We start from the raw sequence: 19,220 nt of genomic DNA on the forward strand, positions 1-19,220 counted from the left end.
CCGGCGTCGGCGGCCGGCTCCTGGCGCGGGCCGTCCTGCCCCGGGGTGAAGCGGGTGCGCAGCGCCGGGTGGGCGGCCACCAGCGCGTCCAGCGCCCGTTCCAGGGCGGGCTCGTCCAGCTCGTGCGGCAGGTCGAGCAGCATCGACATGGTGAAATGGCGCAGCGGGCCGTGGGCGGCGAAGAACCACTCCTGGACGGGGGTGAGGGGAGCCGGCCCGTCCTGGTGGCGCGGAGCGGGGGCGGCCTGCGCCCCGACGGTGCGGGCCACGGCGGCGAGGTCGGCGACGGTCTGGTGGCGGAAGACGTCCTGCGAGCCGATCCGCAGGCCCTCGGCGCGGGCCCGGGAGACGGCCTGGATGCTCAGGATCGAGTCCCCGCCGAGTTCGAAGAAGTTGTCCGTGACACCGACCCTCGGCACGCCCAGCACCTCGGCCCAGATGGCGGCGAGGGTCTCCTCCTCGGGGGTGCGCGGGGCGACGAACCCGCCCTCCCGGACGTCGGCCTCGGGGGCGGGCAGGGCGCGGCGGTCCAGCTTGCCGCTGGTGTTGAGCGGCAGCGCGTCGAGCACGGTGAAGGACGAGGGCACCATGTGGTCGGGCAGCACCCGGCGCAGTGCCGCGCGCAGTTCGGCGACGGGGCGGGCGGCGCCGTCGGCGAACACCAGGTAGGCGGCCAGCCGGTGGTGACCGTGGGCGTCGGGGACGGCGGTCACGGCGGCCGCGGCGACCTCGGGGAGGTCGAGCAGGGCGGCCTCGATCTCGCCGGGTTCGATCCGGTGGCCGCGCACCTTGACCTGGTCGTCGGCGCGCCCGAGGTACTCCAGGCGCCCGTCGGCGGTCCAGCGGGCCAGGTCCCCGGTGCGGTACATCCGGGTGCCGGGCGGGCCGTAGGGGTCGGCGGTGAAGCGGGCGGCGGTCAGGCCCGGGCGCCCGGCGTAGCCGCGGGCGACCTGCTCGCCGGCCAGGTGGAGTTCGCCGCTCACCCCGGGCGGCACCGGCTGGAGCCGGCCGTCGAGGACGTAGGCGCGGACGTTGGGCAGCGGGCGGCCGACCAGCGGCCGGTCCCCGCCGTCGATGCGGCAGGCGAGCGCGTCGACGGTGCACTCGGTGGGCCCGTAGTAGTTGTAGGCGGCCACCTCGGGGCGGGCGGCGAGCTCGCGCCAGAGCCGGGGGGCCACCGCCTCGCCGCCGAGCATCAGCACCCGGGGGCGGTGGCGGGGGTCGTCGAGCAGCCCGGCGGGCAGCAGTTGGCGCAGGTAGGAGGGGGTGAGGTCGAGGAAGTCGATCCGGTGGCGCACGACGAACTCGACCAGGGCGGCCGGGTCCATCCGGGTGGTCTCGTCGACCAGGTGCAGCGGGTGGCCGTCGGCCATCAGCAGCAGGCCCTCGAGCGAAGTGTCGAAGGAGAAGGAGGCGGTCAGCGCGACGTTCAGCGGCCCGCCGCCGGCGTCGGCGACGAAGCCGGCCCGGTGGGCGGCGAGCAGGTGGGTCAGGGCGCGGTGCGGCACGGCGACGCCCTTGGGGCGGCCGGTGGAGCCGGAGGTGTAGAGCACGTACGCGGGGGTCGCCGGGTCCGGCGCGGGGAGCCGCCCGGTGTCCTCGTGGTCGGTCCCCGTCAGCTCGCGCAGGGTCTGCTCGTCCAGCAGCAGGGCCGGCCCGGAGTCCTCCAGCAGGTAGCGGACGCGCTCCTCGGGCAGCGCCGGGTCGACCGGCACGTAGCCGGCGCCGGTCTTCCAGACCGCGAGGACGGCCGTCACCAGGTCGGCGGTGCGCGGCAGGCGCAGCGCGACCAGCCGTTCGGGGCCGGCGCCGCGGGAGGACAGCCGGTGGGCGAGCCGTTCGGCGCGGGCGTCCAGCGTCGCGTAGTCCAGCCGCTCCTCCCCGGCGACCAGCGCCAGGGCGTGCGGGGTCTCGGTGGCCCGGCGCCGGAACAGTTCCGGCAGGGTGACGTCCTCGACGGGCAGCGCGGTGGCGTTCCAGTCCCGGGTGACCCGCTCGGTCTCCCGCGCGGAGAGCAGCGGCAGGGTGGCGAGCCGGCGGTCCGGTTCGGCGGCGGCGCCCTCCAGCAGCCGCAGCAGCTGGTCGGCCGTCCGGGCGGCGGTGGGGGCGTCGAAGAGGTCGGCACGGTACTCGAGGACGCCGGTGAGCGCCTCGCCGTCGGGGACGAACTCCACGCTGAGGTCGAAGGTGGCGGCCTGCCGGGGCACGGTGACCGGCTCGGTGGCGAGGCCGGGCCGGTCGCCGGCCGCGGGCGGTGCGGGGTGCAGCAGCACCAGCACGTCGAACAGCGGGTTGCGGCCGGCTTCGCGGGGCGCGCCGACCGCCTCGACCAGCCGCTCGAACGGCGTGTCGCCGTGGGCGAGGGCGTCGTTGCCGGTCTCGGTGGCGGCCGTGAGCAGTTCGCGGAAGGAGGCGTCGGGCGCGACCCGGGTGCGCAGCACCACGGTGTTGACGAAGCAGCCGACGGCCCGTTCCAGCTCGGTGCGGGTGCGCCCGGCCATCAGGGTGCCGACGGTGACGTCCGGCCGGCCGGACCAGCGGGCCAGCAGCGCCTGGGTGCCGGCCACCAGCGCGGTGTTGAGGGTGCCCTGCCGTTCGGCCGCGAGGGCGCGCAGCCGGGCGGTGAGCGGCGCGGGGACGGTGAAGGTGTGCAGGGCGCCGGGGCCGGCCTCCTCGCCGCGCCGCAGGTGGTCCAGCGGCAGCTCGGTCGGCTCGGCGCCGGCCAGCTTCTCCCGCCAGTGGGCGAGGTGCCGCTCCAGCCGGTCGCCGGCCAGCTGCTCGCGCTGCCACACCGCGAAGTCCGGGTACTGGGTGGGGACTTCGGGTAGTTCGGGTTCGGCGCCGCGGGCCAGGGCGGCGTAGGCGGTGCACAGCTCGTCCAGGACGACGCCCATCGACCAGCCGTCGGTGACGATGTGGTGGGCGGTCAGCTGCAGCACGTGGGACAGCGGCGACTCGGCCACCAGCAGGGCGCGCAGCAGCGGCCCGCGGGCGAGGTCGAAGGGCCGGCCGTACTCCCGCAGCAGGACCGCGTCCAGGCTCTCGCCACCGGCCTGCTCGTGGACCGGCAGCTCCACCGGCCCGGCCTCCCGGACGATCTGCACCGGCCGGCCGTCGGCCTCCTCGAAGGTGGTGCGCAGCGCCTCGTGGCGGGCCACCACGGCGGTCAGGGCGGCGGCGAGCGCCGTGCGGTCCAGCGCCCCGGTGAACCGCAGGGCGACGGCGCTGTTGTAGCGGGCGTCCCCGGGGCTCAGCCGGTCCAGGAACCAGAGCCGCTGCTGGACGAAGGAGGGCGGCAGCGGTCGGCCCCGGTCGGCGCGCGGGATGGCCCGGTCGGCGGGGCGGGTGCCGCCGGCCCGGCCGGCCAGCCGCTTGCGCAGGGCCTCCTGGAGGTCGGCGGGCAGGGCGGCGGCGCGGTCTCGCTTCGAAGTCGTCATGGTCGGCTCCTCACCGTTCGTTCTCGTCGGGGCGGCCGGAGTCGGCGGCTTCGTCAGGGGCGTCGGGGTCGTCGAGGGCGTCGCCAGGGGCGTCGGGGTCGTCGGGTCCGTCCAGCGCGGCGGCTTCGAGCTCGCTGAGCACCAGGTCCTCCACCAGCTCGGCGAGGGCGGCCACGGTGCGGGAGACCAGCACGTCGCGGGGGGTGAGGGCGACACCGAAGTCGTCGTTGGCCCGGGAGGCGATCAGCAGGGCGCGCATGGAGTCGCCGCCCAGCCGGAAGAAGTCGTCGGTGGCGCCGACGGCGGTGTGCAGGGTCTCGGCCCAGATCTCCGCCACCGCCTCCTCGGTGGGGGTGCGGGGCGCGACCCGCTCGGCCGGCTCGGCCTCCTCCGGGGCGGGGGCGGGCAGGGCGGCGCGGTCGGTCTTGCCGCTCGCGGTGAGCGGGAAGCGTTCCAGCACCGCGAAGGCCGAGGGGACCATGTGGCCGGGCAGCGCGCGGGCGGCGAGGGCGCGCAGTTCGGCGCCGGTCGGCGGCTCGGTGCCGGGGGCGGCGAGCAGGTGGGCGACCAGCCGGGGCAGCCCGGGCTCGTCCTCCCGGATGCTCACCACGGCGTCCAGGACGGCCGGGTGGCGGGACAGCACGGCCTCCACCTCGCCGGCCTCGATCCGGTGGCCGCGCAGCTTGAGCTGGTGGTCGGTGCGGCCCAGGTAGTGCAGTTCGCCGTGGCGGTCGCGGCGCACCAGGTCCCCGGTGCGGTACATCCGGCCGCCGGGCGGCCCGTACGGGTCGGCGGTGAAGCGGGCGGCGGTCAGGCCGGGCCGGCCGAGGTAGCCGCGGGCCAGGGCCGGTCCGCTCAGCCACAGTTCGCCGGGGACGCCGTCGGGCACCGGCCGCAGCCGGGCGTCCAGGACGTACGCGCGGGTGGCGGGCAGCGGGCGGCCGATCGGCGGGGCGGTGCCGTCGGCGGTCAGCGGGTCGGACCAGGTGGCGACCACGGTGGCCTCGGTGGGGCCGTAGGAGTTGACCATCCGGTGGTGCGGGGCCCAGCGGGCGACCAGGTCGGCGCCGCAGGCCTCGGCGCCGACGATCAGGGTCCTCAGCGCGGGCAGGCTGCCGGGGGTGTCGTCCGGCAGGGTGGCGAGGGCGGCGGGCGGCAGCAGGGTGTGGGTGACGCCCTGCGCCCGGAGCAGCGCGGCCAGGTGGGCGCCGAGCAGCGGCCCCGGCTCGGGCACCACCAGCCGGGCGCCGTGCGGCAGGGCCAGGCACAGTTCGAGCACCGAGGCGTCGAAGCTGGGGGTGGCGAAGGCCAGCACCCGGTCCCCCGGGGCCACCCGGTAGTGGGCGGCCTCGGCGGCGGCGAAGGCGGCGAGGCCGCGGTGGGTGACGACGACGCCCTTGGGGGTGCCGGTGGAGCCGGAGGTGAAGATGACGTAGGCCGGGTCGTCGGGGTCGAGCGGGCGGGTCCGGTCGGCGTCGGTGGGGCGGTGGTCCGGGGCGCCGTCCGGGGCGGCGAGGAGTTCGGCGACCTCCTTGGCGTCCAGGGTCAGGGCGGGGGCCGCGTCGCGCAGCATCGCCCCGATCCGCTCCTCGGGGTAGTGCGGGTCGACGGGCAGGAAGGCGGCGCCGCTCTTCGCCACCGCCAGTTCGGCGAGCACGGTGTCCGCCGAGCGGGGCAGCAGCAGGGCGACGGTCTCCCCGGGGCCTGCGCCGCGCGCGATCAGCCGGTGGGCCAGCCGGTTGGCGTGGACCTCGGCCTCGGCGTACGTCAGTTCCAGGCCGGCGGCGCTGAGGGCGACGGCCCGCGGCCACCGGTCCGCGGCGGCCTCGACCAGGGCGGGCAGGGTTGCCGGGGGCACCGGGGCGAGTTCGGGGCGGGCCGGGCCGCGCAGCAGCCGCTCGTGTTCGCCGGGCGGCAGCAGGTCGAGTTCGTCCAGCGGGGTGGTGCCGTCCGAGTCGGCCAGCGCGGTCAGGGTGTGCAGCAGTTGGCCGGCCAGCCGCCCGGCGCTCTCCCGGTCGAGGTGGCGGGGGTCGTGGCCGAGCTCGACGGCGAGCCGTTCGCCGGGCGAGACGACCACGGTGAGCGGGTAGTTGGTGGCCTCCCGGGCGTCGAGGTCGCGCAGCAGCAGGCCGTGGGCGCCGGCCGTGGCGTCGCCGACCGGGTAGTTCTCGAAGACCACCAGGCTGTCGAACAGCTCGGTGCCCGGCGGCACCTGGCTCAGCCCGTGCATCCGGGCCAGCGGCAGGTGGTCGTGGCGGCGGTCCTCGGCCTGCTCCTCCTGGAGGGTGCGCAGCCAGTCGGCGCAGGGCCGGCGGCCGTCGACGGCGACCCGGGCGGGCAGGGTGGTGATGAACAGGCCGACGATGCCGTCCGCGCCCGGCAGGTCGGCGGGCCGGCCGGAGACGGTGGTGCCGAAGCAGACCCGCGGCTCGCCGCTCCAGCGCGACAGCAGCAGCGCCCAGGCGCCCTGCACCACGGTGTTGAGGGTCAGCCGGTGGCGGCGGGCGAACTCCTGGAGCCGCGCGGTGCTCGCCTCGTCCAGCCGGTGCGACAGCCAGTCCCCGGAGCGGGTGGTCTCGCCCGGGGCAGGGCGGCGGTCCCAGGGCAGGGCGGTGGGGGCGGTGAGGTCGGCGAGCACGCCGCGCCAGTGCTCGACGGCGGCGCCGGTGTCGCGGGCGGCGAGGCCGCGGACGTGGTCGGCGAAGGGCCGGCGCTCGGGCAGTTCGGGCCGCTCGCCGCGGGCGAGGGCGGCGTGGGCGGCCAGGACGTCCCCGAGGACGTGGAAGACGCTCCAGCCGTCCAGTAGCACGTGGTGGAACTCCCAGACCACCCGGACGGCGTCGGGGCCGAGCCGGATCAGGTCGAGGCGCAGCAGTGGGGCGCGGTCCAGGGCGAGCGGGCGGGTGCGCCGGTCGGCGAGCAGTTCCTCCAGCCGCTCGTGGCGCCGCGCCTCGGTCAGCCCGCTCCAGTCGTGCCGGGTGACGGGCAGTGTCGCCCGGCGGTGGACGACCTGGAGCGGGACCGGTACGTCCCGGAGCACCACCGAGGTGCGCAGCACCGGGGTGCGGTCGACGACGTGCTGCCAGGCGGCGGCCAGCAGGTCGGGGTCGCGGGCGCCGTCCAGGACGAAGGTGATCTGTTCGACGTACAGGCCGTGCCGGGCCTCGTCGAGGCCGTGGACGACCATGCCGGTCTGGGTGGGGGTGAGCGGCTGGATCTCCGTCACCTCCCGTCCGGTGCCGGCCAGCCGGTCGACGCCGGCCTGGTCGAGGCCGGCCAGCGGGAAGTCGGAGGGGGTGCGGCCGCCGGCGCCGGGTTCGGCGCAGTGGCGGACGATCTCCCGCAGCTCGTCCAGCAGTTCGGCGGCCAGCCGGGCGACCGTCCCGCCGTGGTGCAGCGCGCGGGAGTAGGACCAGGTGAAGGAGAGCCGGCCGTCGGCGACCTGCCCGAGCACGTCCAGGACGTGGGGGCGGCGGGCCGTGCGGTCCATGCCGCCGGTGAGCGGGCCGGCCGGTTCGCGCAGCAGGCCGCCGGGGGTGGCCGTCCGGTCCTGCCGGCCCAGGTAGTTGAAGCCGATCCGCGGCAGTGCGAGGCCGGGCACCGGCCTGAGGTGGCGCAGCGCGCCGTGGCCGAGGCCGCCGCCGGGCACGGCCCTCAGGTTCTCCTTGACGGCCTTGAGGGCGGTGCCGGTGTCGGCGTCCCGGGGCACGTCGAGGGCGACGGGGTACATCGCGGTGAACCAGCCGACGGTGCGGGAGAGGTCGACGCCTTCGAGGAGGTCCTCGCGGCCGTGGCCCTCCAGGGCGACGAGCACCCGGTCCCGTCCGGTCCAGCGGGCCAGGACCCGGCCGAGGGCGCAGAGCAGGACGTCGTTGACCCGGGTGCGGTAGGCCTCCGGGACGTCCTGGAGCAGTCGGCGGGTGTCCTCGGCGCCCAGTTCGAAGGTCAGCGACTCCTCGGTGTCGGCGGTGTTGGCGCCCTCCAGGTCCACCGGTATCTCGTCGTCCACCAGGCTCTGCCAGTAGGGGAGTTCGGCGTCGAAGCCGCCGGCCGCGGTGTGTGCGGCGAGCCGTTCGGCCCAGGCCCGGAAGGAGGTGGTCTTGGCGCCGAGGTCGGGCCGCTCTCCGGCGCTGAGCGCGCGGTGGGCGCGCTCCAGGTCCTCCAGCAGGATCCGCCAGGAGACGGCGTCGACCACCAGGTGGTGGGCGGTCAGCAGCAGGACGGGGCGGGGGTCGTCGGCGAAGCGGCAGAGCGCGGCCCGCAGCAGCGGTCCGGCGGCCAGGTCGAAGCCCTCGGCGAGGCGCTCGCCGAGCCCGCGCAGGACGGCCTCGCGCTCCTCTCCCCCGGCCGCCTCGTGGACGTGCAGCTCGGGGGCCTGGCCGGGTGCGGTGCCGTGCTGGCGCCGGCGGCCGTCGGGCAGCGGTTCGTAGCGCAGCCGCAGGGCGTCGTGGTGGTCCAGGACGGCGGCCAGGGCGGCCCGCAGGTCGCCTTCCCCGGTGTCGGGGGCGAGGACGAAGGAGACGGTCTGGGTGAGCCGCGCCGGGTCGCCGTCGAGGGTGTCCAGCAGCCAGTGCTGGACGGGGGTGAGCGGGGCGTCGCCGGTGACGGCGCCCTGCTCGGCGGTGGCCGCGGGGCTCGGGGAGCGCTCGGCGGCGCGGGCGAGTTCGGCCAGGGTCTGGTGGGCGAACAGGTCCCGGGGGGTGAGCGCCAGGCCGTTCCGGCGGGCCGCCGAGACGATCTGGATGCCGAGGATGGAGTCCCCGCCGAGGGCGAAGTAGTTGTCGTCCGCGTTCACTTCGGGCACTGCGAGCACCTCGCGCCAGATCGCGGCGAGGGCCCGTTCGGTGTCGGTGTGCGGCGGCCGCTCGTGCCCGGTGCTCCCGGTGCTCCCGGCGGCGGGGGCGGGGACGGGCAGGGCGCGCCGGTCGAGCTTGCCGGTGGCACCGAGCGGCAGCCGTTCCAGCGGCACGACCAGGGCGGGCACCAGGTGGTCGGGCAGGGTGCGGCCGAGGAAGGCCCGCCATTCGGCCGGGTCGGGCAGGTCGCCGTCGCGGGCCACCGCATAGCCGACCAGCCGCTTGTGGCCGTCCTGCTCGACGACCCGGGCGGCGGCGGCCGACACCCGGGGGTGGCGGGCCAGCGCGGCCTCGACCTCGCCGAGTTCGATCCGGAAGCCGCGCACCTTGACCTGGTCGTCGGCGCGGCCGAGGTAGTCGAGTTCGCCGTCGGCGCTCCAGCGCGCCCGGTCGCCGGTGCGGTACATCCGGCTGCCGGGCGGGCCGTAGGGGTCGGGCAGGAAGCGGGCGGCGGTCAGCCCGGGGCGGCGCAGGTAGCCGCGCGCCACGCCGGTGCCGGCCAGGTACAGCTCCCCGGGCGCGCCGACGGGCACCGGGCGCAGCCGCTCGTCCAGGACGTAGGCGCGGGCGCCGCCGGCCGGGCGGCCGATCGGCGGGTCGCGGTCCGGGTCGGCGGGGTCGCAGGTGTGGGCGGTGGCGTAGACGGTGGCCTCGGTGGGGCCGTAGACGTTGAACACCCGGCAGCCGGGGACGGCTTCGCGGACCCGGCGCACGGTGCGGGCGGGCAGTCCCTCGCCGGCCAGGACCACGGTGTCCACGTCCAGGCGGACGCCGCCGTCGGCGAGCAGTCCGCCGAGCGCCGAGGGCACCGCGCTGAGCAGCCCGGCCTCCCAGGGACCGGGGTGCTCGGCCAGGGCCAGCAGGTCGCGCAGGAGCTCCACGCGGCCGCCGGAGAGCAGCGGCCCGAAGATCTCGAACACCGACACGTCGAAGTTGAGCGAGGTGGCGGCGATCACGTGCTCCAGGCCGCGTCCGGCGAACTCGGCGGCGGCCCAGTCGGTCAGGGCGAGCACCGAGGCGTGGGCGACCACCACGCCCTTGGGGCGGCCGGTGGAGCCGGAGGTGTGGATGACGTACGCGGGGTGCTCCGGCAGCAGGGCGCCGTTCCGTTCCTCGTCGCGTACGGGCCCGGGGCGGGCGGCGGCCAGCCGGTCCCGGCAGTCCGGGTCGTCCAGGACGATCCGGTGGTACGGGCCGTCGGGCAGCCGCTTCCGGGTGGCGGCGGCGGTGACCACGGCGTCGGGCCGGACGTCCTCGAAGAGGTAGGCGATCCGCTCGGCCGGGTAGCCGGGGTCGACGGGCAGGTAGCCGGCGCCGCTCTTGAGCACGGCGAGCAGGGCCACGGCCAGGTCGACGGTGCGCGGCAGGGCGAGCGCGACGAAGCGCTCGGGGCCGGCCCCGGCCTCGATCAGCAGCCGGGCCAGCCGGTCGGAGCGCTCGTCGAGCTCCCGGTAGGTCAGCTGTTCCCCGCCGGCGCGCACGGCCGGGGCGTCGGGGGTGCGGGCGGCCTGCCGGGCGAAGGCCTCGGGCAGGGTGCCCCGGGGCGCCTGGCGGACCTCGCCGGCGAGGCGCTCCAGGAGTCGGTGCCCCTCGGCCCGGTCCAGCAGCGGCAGTTCGCCGGACGGCCGGTCGAGGCCGGCCGCCATCCCGGCGAGCAGGGTGCGCAGGCTCGCCCCGAGCCGTTCGACGGTGGCGGCGTCGAAGGCGGCCGGGTCGTGGTCGAGGCTGACCTCGATGTCCGTGCCGGGCGCCACCACCACGCTGAGCGGGTAGCTGGTCGGCTCCAGCACGTGCTCGGTCTCCACCCCGAGGCCGTGCCGGGTCAGCGACTCGGCGTCGAAGGGGTAGTTCTCGAAGACGACGATGCTGTCGAACAGGGCGGTTCCGCCGGGCAGTTCGCTCCAGTTCCGGAGCTGGGCCAGCGAGACGGCGTCGTGCCGGCGGGCCTCGGACTGGGTGTCCTGGACCTCCCGCAGCCAGTCCAGCAGCGGGCGCCGGGCGTCGATCCGCACCCGGGTCGGCAGGGCGTTGATGAACAGCCCCACCATCGAGGTGACACCGGGCAGTTCGGCGGGCCGGCCGGAGACGATGGTGCCGAACACCACGTCCTCGCCGCCGCCGTAGCGGGAGAGCAGCAGCGCCCAGGCGCCCTGGAGCACGGTGTTGACGGTCAGCCCGGCCCGCCGGGCGGTGTCGCGCAGCCGCTCGGACAGCGCGGGGCCGAGGGCGACCCGTACCGAGGCCGAGGAGGAGGCGCGGTGGGCGCCGGCCGGGCGGCGGTCCCGGGGCAGTTCGGTGGGGGCGGGGAAGCCGGCCAGGGTGGCGCGCCAGTACCGTTCGACCCCGGCCCGGTCCTGGCCGGCCAGCCAGCGCAGGTAGTCGGCGTAGGGCGCGCGCTCGACCGGAGCGGGGGCGCGGCCGGCGGTCAGGGCGGCGTAGCGCTCGCACACCTCGTCGAAGACCTGGGCGGCGCTCCAGCCGTCGAGCAGCACGTGGTGGAAGGTCCACACCACCCGTACCCGGGTGGGTGTCAGCCGGATCAGGGCCAGCCGCAGCAGCGGCGCGGCGGTGAGGTCGAGCCCGGCCGCGCGGTCCTCGGCGAGCAGCCGGGCGGTGTCGCGCTCGACCTGTTCGGCGGGGCGGCCGCTCCAGTCGTGGTGGGTGACCGGGACGACGGCCCGGTGCCGGACGACCTGGAGCGGCTCGGCGCCGTCCTGCCAGCTGAGGCCGGTGCGCAGGATGGCGTTGGCGTCGGCGGTCTGCTGCCAGGCCTCGGCCAGCGCGTGCGGGTCGGTGACGCCGGACAGCACCAGCTGGACCTGGTTGACGTAGGTGTCGCCGTCCGGGTCGAGCAGGCTGTGGAAGAGCATCCCGGCCTGCATCGGCGTCAGCGGGTAGACGTCGGCGACGGTGCGGCCGTCCCCGGCGATCCGGTCCACGGCGGCCTGGTCGAGCCGGGCGAGCGGGAAGTCGGCGGGGGTGCGGCCGCCCGCGCCGGGTTCGGCGCAGTGGGCGACGATCTCCTCCAGCGCGCCCAGCATGGCCCGCGCCAGCCCGTCGACGGTGCTCTCCCGGTGCCGGCCGGCGCTGTAGTACCAGCCGATCTCCAGCTCGCCGTCCTCGACCCGGGCGACCACGTCCAGCAGATGGGGGCGCTCGGTGCCGGGGGCCTCCGCGCCACCGAGGCCGCCGGGCACGGCGCGGACCAGGGCGGCGCCGTCGGCGGACCAGTCGAAGCGGCCCAGGTAGTTGAAGCTGATGCCGGGGGCGGGCGCGGAGGCGAGCGCCCCGTCCCGGGCGAGGTGGCGCAGCGCCCCGTAGCCGAGGCCGCGGTCGGGCACCGCCCGCAGCTGCTCCTTGACGGCCTTGAGGGCGGTGCCCCAGTCCCCCGCCGCCGGGACGTCCAGGGCGACGGGGAACAGCGAGGTGAACCAGCCGACCGTACGGGACAGGTCGACGCCGTCGAACAGGCCGTCCTCGCGGCCGTGGCCCTCCAGGCCGACGGCGACGGTGCCGTGCCCGGTCCAGTCGGCGAGCACCCGGCCGAGCGCGGTGAGCAGCACGTCGTCGATCCGGGTGCGGTAGACGGCGGGGACCCCGCGCAGCAGGGCGTCGGTGCGCGCGCGGTCCAGCCGGACGGTCGCCCGGCGCAGTTCGGCCGCGGTGTTGGCGCCCTCGCCGTCCACCGGCAGCGCCCGGGCGCAGGCCGCCGCGGCCGCCGTCCAGTGGGCGCGCTGGGCGGCGAAGCCGCCGGCCGCGGTGTGCCGGGCCAGCCGGTCGGCCCACTCCCGGACGGAGCTGGTGCGGGCGGGCAGCCGCAGCGGGCGGCCCTCGACGGCCTGCCGGTAGGCGGTCTCCAGGTCCTCCAGCAGCACCCGCCAGGACACGCCGTCGACGGCCAGGTGGTGGACGGCCAGGAGCAGCCGGTCGGGGCGGCCGGCGCCGCCGGTGAGGAGGCGGGCGGTGAGCAGCGGGCCGGTGGCGAGCCGGAAGGAGGCGTGGGCGGCCGCGGTCACCGCTTCCTCGGCGCCGTGGTCGTGGACCTCCAGCAGTTCGGGCGCGGCCTGGTCGGCGGGGGCGCAGTGCTGCTGCCAGGCGCCGTCCGCGGTGCGGGTGAAGCGGGTGCGCAGCGCGTCGTGGTGGGCCCAGAGGGCGGCGAGGGCGCGGCGCAGCGCCCGCGGGTCGACGGCGCCGGGGGCCTCCACCACGACGGACTGGTCGAACTGCTCGGCGTACGGCGGGTTCGGGTCGAGGAACCAGTGCTGGATCGGCGTCAGGCCGACCTCGCCGCTGACCGCTTCGGTGCCGGCCACGGTGACGGCGCTGCCGGCGGCCGCGGCCAGGGCGGCGACGGTGGGGTGCCGGAAGAGGTCGCGCGGGGAGAGCGCGAGTCCGGCGGCGCGGGCCCGGGAGACGACCTGGATGCTCAGGATGGAGTCGCCGCCGAGCAGGAAGAAGTCGTCGTCCAGGCCGACCCGTTCGACCCCGAGCAGTTCGGACCAGATCGCGGCGAGCAGCCGCTCGCGCTCGGTGCCGGGGGCGCGGTGGGGGCGGTCGCCGCCCGCCGACCACTCGGGGGCGGGCAGCCGTCGGCGGTCCACCTTGCCGTTGGCGGTGAGCGGGAGTTCGGGCAGGGTGACGAAGGCGGCGGGCAGCATGTAGTCGGGCAGGTCGGCGGCCAGGTGGGCGCGCAGCGCGGCGGCGCCGGGCGCCTCGGCGCCCTCGGCGGGCACCAGGTGGGCGGCGAGGCGCTTGCGTCCGCCGTCCTGGTGCAGCGAGACCACGGCCTCGGCGACGGCCGGGTGGGCGGTGAGCCGGGCCTCGATCTCGGCGGGCTCGATCCGGAAGCCGCGGATCTTGATCTGGTCGTCGGCGCGGCCGACGAAGTGCAGTTCGCCGTCCTCGCTCCACCGCGCGGTGTCGCCGGTGCGGTACATCCGGCCGCCGGGCGGGCCGAAGGGGTCGGCGAGGTAGCGGGCGGCGGTCTCCCCCGGGCGGCCCGCGTAGCCGCGCGCGAGGCCGGCCCCGGCGATGTACAGCTCGCCGGTGACGCCCGGGGGTTGCGGCTGGAGGGCGCCGTCCAGGACGTACACCCGGGTGTTGTCCAGCGGGCGGCCGATCGGCAGCACGGCGGGCAGCTCGTCGCCGGCGCGGAACGCCCGGCGGGTGGCGAAGGTGGTGGTCTCGGTCGGCCCGTAGCCGTCGACGACGGTGAGGCCGGGGCAGGCCGCCAGGACCTTGCGGACGGCGGCGCCGGGCACCGCCTCGCCGCCGGTCCACACCTCGCGGGCGCCGTGCAGGCAGCCCGGGTCCTCCTGGGCGAGCAGCCGGAAGAGGCCGGCGGTCAGCCACAGGCAGCTCACGCCCCGCTCGGTGACGGCGTGCCGGACGGCGGCGGCGTCCAGGTCACCGGGCGGCGCGAGGACGGCGGTGCCGCCGCGCAGCAGCGGCACCCAGAGTTCGTAGGTGGAGGCGTCGAAGGCGTGCGGGGAGTGCACCAGCACCCGGTCGTGGCCGGCGAAGGCGCGGTCCAGGGCGAGCGCGGCGACGTCCCGGCGGCGCACCGCGACGCCCTTGGGGGTGCCGGTGGAGCCCGAGGTGAACATCAGGTACTGGACGTGGTCGGGGTGGACGGCCGCCGGGGCCGCCACCGGCCGGTCGCCGGGCAGGTCCTCGGGCCGGTCCCCGGGCAGGTCTTCCGGCAGGTCGACCCGCAGCACCCGCTCGGCCGGGCGCAGCGCGACCGCCTCCGCCGCCCGGTGGGCGTCGGTGAGCAGCAGTTCGGCGCCGGCCGCGGCCAGCATCCGCTGCAGCCGCTCGCGCGGCGCCCGGCCGTCCAGTGGCACGTACACCGCGCCGGTGCGCACCAGCGCCAGCTGGGCGACGACCAGGTCGGCGGAGCGCTCCATCAGCACCCCGACCGGCTGCTCGACCCGCACCCCGCGGGCGGCCAGCCGGCCGGCCAGTTCGGCGGCGCGGGCGTCGAGTTCGCGGTACGTCAGGCGCTGCCCGTCGGCCTCCAGGGCGACGGCCGCGGGGGTGCGGAGCACCTGCGCGGCGAACAGTTCGGCGATGTCGGCGGCGGGCTGCTCGACGGCGGTGGCGTTCCAGTCGACCAGGACGCGCCGGCGCTCCTCGCCGGTGAGCAGCGGCAGCCGCGCGGGCGGGCGGTGGGCGCCGGCGGGCAGGCCGGTCAGCAGGGCGGTGAGCTGCCGGGCGAGCCGGCGCACCGTGGACTCGTCGAACAGCCGCGGGTCGTAGCAGAGCCGCAGCGACAGCTCCGGGCCGGGGTAGGCCAGCAGCGCCAGCGGGTAGTTGGTGGTCTCGATGCCGTCCAGGTCGCGCAGCCGCAGGCCGTGGGCGTCGGCCGCGTCCTCGTCGACCGGGTAGTTCTCGAAGACCACCAGGCTGTCGAACAGGCCGCTCTGTTCGGGCAGTCCGGTGCCGGCCCGCAGCCGGGTGAGCGGGACGAAGCCGTACCGCCGGTCCTCGCTCTGCTCGCGCTGGAGGGCCCGGAGCCAGTCGAGCACGGTGCCCTCGGCGGGTACGGCGGTGCGGGTCGGCAGGGTGGTGATGAACAGGCCGGTCATCGCCTCGACGCCGGGCAGCTCGGGCGGCCGCCCGGAGGAGGTGGTGCCGAACACCACCTCGTCCCGTCCGGCCTGGCGGCCCAGCAGTACCGCCCAGGCGCCCTGGAGCACGGTGTTGAGGGTCAGTCCGGCCCCGCGCGCCAGATCCTCCAGGGCCCTGGTCGCGGCGGCGGGCAGGGTGAACGGCAGGTCCCGGGTGGACTCGGCGCGGTGGCTGGCCACCGGCTCGCGGTCGTAGGGCAGCGGCGTCGGCTCGGTGAGCCCGGCGAGGCGGGTGCGCCAGTGCCGTTCGGCCTCGGCGTGGTCGCGCCCGGCCAGCCAGGCCAGGTAGTCGCGGTAGGGCCGGCGCTCCGGCACGGTGCCGTACGGGACGTCCGCCCCGGTGCGGGCGAGGGCGGCGTGCACCGCGAAGACGTCCGAGAGCACCTGGAACAGGCTCCAGCCGTCCAGGACCAGGTGGTGGAAGGACCACAGCACCCGCACCCGGTCGTCCGACAGCCGGATCAGCAGCAGCCGCTGGAGCGGGGCCCGCCCCAGGTCGAGGCCCTGGGCCCGGTCGCGGTCCAGCAGCTCGGCCAGCCGGTCGCGGCGCTCGTCCTCGGGCAGCGCCCGCCAGTCCAGGTGGGTGACCGGCACGGCCGCCCGGCGGTGCACCACCAGCAGCGGCTCGGGCACCCGCTGCCAGCGGACGTGGGCGCGCAGCACCGCGGTGCGGTCGGTGACCCACTGCCAGGCCGCGGCGAGGCGGGCCGGGTCGGCCACGCCGTCCAGGACGAAGTCCAGCTGCTGGAAGTAGGCGCCGCTGTCCTCCTCGGCGAGGCCGTGGAAGAGCATCCCGGCCTGGGTCGGGGTGAGCGGCAGGACGTCCTCGACGGCGCCCGGGTCGGCGCCGGTGACCAGGTCCACCGCCGCCTGGTCGAGCCGGGCCAGCGGGAAGTCGGACGGGGTGCGCCCGGCGGCGCCGGGGCGGGCCGCGTGGCGGGCGAGGTCGGCCAGTTCCTCGGCGAAGCGCCGGGCCAGCGCCTCGACGCTCCCGCTCCGGTGGACGGCGGCGGAGTGGAACCAGGTGAACTCCAGCGCGTCGCCGTCCAGCCGGCCGACCACCTCCAGCGGGTGGGGGCGCCGGACGGCCGGGTCGGCGTCCAGCTCCAGCGGCCGGAAGGTGCCGCGGAACAGCCCGTCCGGGTCGTCCGGCAGGGAGATCCGGCCCAGGTAGTTGAAGCTGATCCGGGCGGCCGGGGCCTCGGGCGCCGTACCGGGCCGCCCGAGGTGGCGCAGCGCCTCGAAGCCGAGGCCACGCCGGGGGACGGCGCGCAGCTGCTCCTTGACCTGCTTGAGGACGGTGTCCCAGCCGGCTCCGGCGGGGACGGCCAGGGCGACGGGGTGGCGGGTGGTGAACCAGCCGACGGTGCGGCTGAGGTCGAGGTCGGCGAACAGCTCCTCGCGCCCGTGGCCCTCGACGTCCACCACGACCCGCTCCAGCCCGCTCGCCCCGCACAGCGCCCGGCCGAGCGCGCTCAGCAGCACGTCGTTGGCCTGGGTGCGGTAGGTGTCGGGCAGGGTCCGCAGCAGGGCGGCGGTGTCGGCGGGGCTCAGCCGGACGGTGACGGAGCGTTCGGTGGCGTAGGTGTCGGGGCCGTCCAGCTCGTCGGGGAAGGCCTCGGCGGTGCCGGGTTCGGGCAGGGCCCGCGCCCAGTACTCCGTCTCGTCCTCGAAGCCGCCCTCGGCGGCGAAGGCGCTCAGCCGCTCGGACCACTGGCGCAGCGGCGAGGACTTGGCCGGCAGGGCCGCGGCGCCGTCCCGGCCGTCGCGGCGGGCCCGGTAGGCGGTGTCGAGGTCCTCCAGCAGCACCCGCCAGGAGACCCCGTCGACCACCAGGTGGTGGACGGCCAGGTGCAGGACGGGCGGGCGGCCCCCGGTGCGCTCGTGCAGCACGGCGCGCAGCAGCGGCGCGCCGCCGTCCAGGTCGTACGGGCCGAAGTGCGGGGTGTCCTGGTCGGGGCCGCTGTGCCGGACCAGGGCGGTCCGGCCGGCCGGCTGCCGGATCCGCCACCGCGCGGCGCCGCCGCCGTCCGGGGCGGTGAAGGCCGAGCGCAGCGCGTCGTGGTGGGTGACCACGTCGTTCAGCGCCTCCTCCAGGGCGGCCCGGTCCAGGTCGGCGGGCAGCAGCAGGGAGAGCGCCTGGGCGAAGTGCCCGGCGCTCCCGGCGGCCCGCTCGAACCACCAGCGCTGGATCGGGGTCGGCACGGCCGGGCCGGTGGCGGCCACCGGTGCGGGCACGGCCGGAGCCTCGGCGTCCTCGGCCGCGAGGGCGAGCGCGGCGACGGTCTGGTGGCGGTAGAGGTCCCGGGAGGTCACCGCCAGCCCGGCCTGCCGGGAGCGGGCCACCACCTGGATGCCGAGGATGGAGTCGCCGCCGAGGTCGAAGAAGTTGTCGTCGGCGCCGACCCGCTCCAGCCGCAGCACCTCGGCCCAGATGCCGGCGAGCGCGCGTTCGGCGGGGGTGCGGGGGGCGACGTGGCGGACGGCGGGCGCGGCGGGCCCCGGGTCGGGCAGCCGGTCGCGGTCGAGCGTGCCGTCGGGGCCCAGCGGCAGGGCGGGCAGCGGCACCACGACGGCGGGGACGAGGTGGTCGGGCAGGGTCAGGGCGAGGGCGCGGCGCACTTCCTCGGGTTCGATCCGGCCGCCGGGGACGGGCACCGCGTAGCCGATCAGCCGCCGGGGGGCGCCGGTGAGGACGGCGGCCGCCTCGGCCACCTCCGGGCAGCCCCGCAGCGCCTCGGCGGTCTCCTCCGGGTCGGGCTCCAGGCTGCGCGGCCGGGCCCACTGCTCGGCCCTGCCGAGGTACTCCAGTCCGCCGTCGGCGGTGCGCCGCACCAGTTCCCCGGTGCGGTACATCCCGCCTCCGCCGGATCCGAGGGGCCCGGAGCCAGGCGCGGCGTACGGGTCGGCGACGAGCTCACCGAGGCCCTCCCCCGGCTGGTCCGGCAGCTCGCCCGCGAGGTACAACTCGCCGGGCACGCCGTCGGGTTGGGGGCGCAGGGCACGGTCGAGGACGTAGCTGCGCGGGCCGTCCCCCGGCGCCGTCCAGGCGTCGAGCAGCGCGCGCTGCTCCTCCTCGGAGACCATCGGCAGTTCGGCGAGGGTGCGCTGCGGCCCGTCGGCCATTCCGGCGAGCAGCCGGTGCAGCCGGTCCGCCAGCGCGGTCGCGGTCCGCCGGTCGAAGAGGTCGGTGTTGTACTCCACCGTCAGGGTGCAGCCGCCGTCGGCGTCGTCGGGGGTGAACTCCAGCACCAGGTCGAAGCGGGCGGCGGGGCGGGGCAGCGGGTGGTCGGCGAAGCGCAGTCCGCCGGTGGGCGCCGGGGTGGTGGGGGTCTGCTGGACGACGACGACCTGGACCAGCGGGGTGCGGCTGGGGTCGCGGGGCGGGGCGAGTTCCTCGACGACCCGGTCGAAGGGCACCGCGGCGTGGGCGAAGGCGTCCAGCAGGGTGGTGCGCATGCCCTCCACGAAGCGGTCGACGGTGGCCTCCTCGTCCACGTCGCCGCGCAGCACCACGGTGTTGACGAAGAAGCCGGTCACCTCCTCCAGTTCGCGCCGCTCCCGCCCGGTGGTGACGGTGCCGAAGGCGACGTCCCGCTGGCCGGAGTGGCGCGAGAGCAGCAGCGCGCACGCCCCGGCGAACAGGGTGAACACGGTGGTGCCGCGGCCGGTGGCGAGGTGGCGCAGCCGGTCGACCAGTTCGGCGGGCAGGTGGTGGCGGTGCGCCGAGCCGTGGCTGGTGCGCTGCTCGGGGCGGGGGCGGTCGGTGGGCAGCCGCAGGGTCGGCAGGCCGGCCAGGGCGCGCCTCCAGTAGGCGAGGTCGGCCGTGTGGTCGGCCGGGCGGTGCTGCTCCCAGTGGGCGAAGTCGGGGTACTGGAGGGCGGGGGCGGGCAGGGTGTCCGGCTCTCCGGCGGCCTCCGCCCGGTGGAGCTCGGCCAGTTCGCGGGTGAGGACGCCCACCGACCAGCCGTCGGTGACGATGTGGTGCTGCGCCAGCAGCAGCAGGTGCTCCTCGTCGGCGAGCCGGATCAGCAGCACCCGGGTGAGCGGGCCCCGGGTCAGGTCGTAGGGCCGGGACAGCTCCTCGGCCAGCAGGTGTTCGGCGGCCGCGGCGCGCTCCTCGGCGGGCAGGGCGCCGAGGTCCTCGGTGCGCAGCGGCAGGTCGGCCCGCTCGGCGACGCGCTGCACGAGCTGCCCGTCGACGGTGACGACGGTGGTGCGCAGCGCGTCGTGCCGGGCGCACCGATGCGCAACCCCATGAACCGCCGCCCGCTCGCCCGCGTCCCGTTCAACGA

2 protein-coding genes are annotated in these 19,220 nt (G+C 77.3%); both read right to left on the reverse strand.

Annotation, left to right across the window (positions count from 1 at the left end):
• Window positions 1-3,437, reverse strand: a 3,437-nt coding sequence (locus AB0E96_RS23725) for an amino acid adenylation domain-containing protein (protein ID WP_359827055.1), incomplete at its 3' end; no start/stop codon positions are given.
• Window positions 3,438-3,447: 10 nt separating this feature from the next.
• The coding region (locus tag AB0E96_RS23730) for an amino acid adenylation domain-containing protein (protein WP_359827058.1) at window positions 3,448-19,220 on the reverse strand (15,773 nt) is incomplete at its 5' end.

This window comes from Kitasatospora sp. NPDC036755, assembly GCF_040636595.1.
Classification (GTDB): Bacteria; Actinomycetota; Actinomycetes; order Streptomycetales; family Streptomycetaceae; genus Kitasatospora.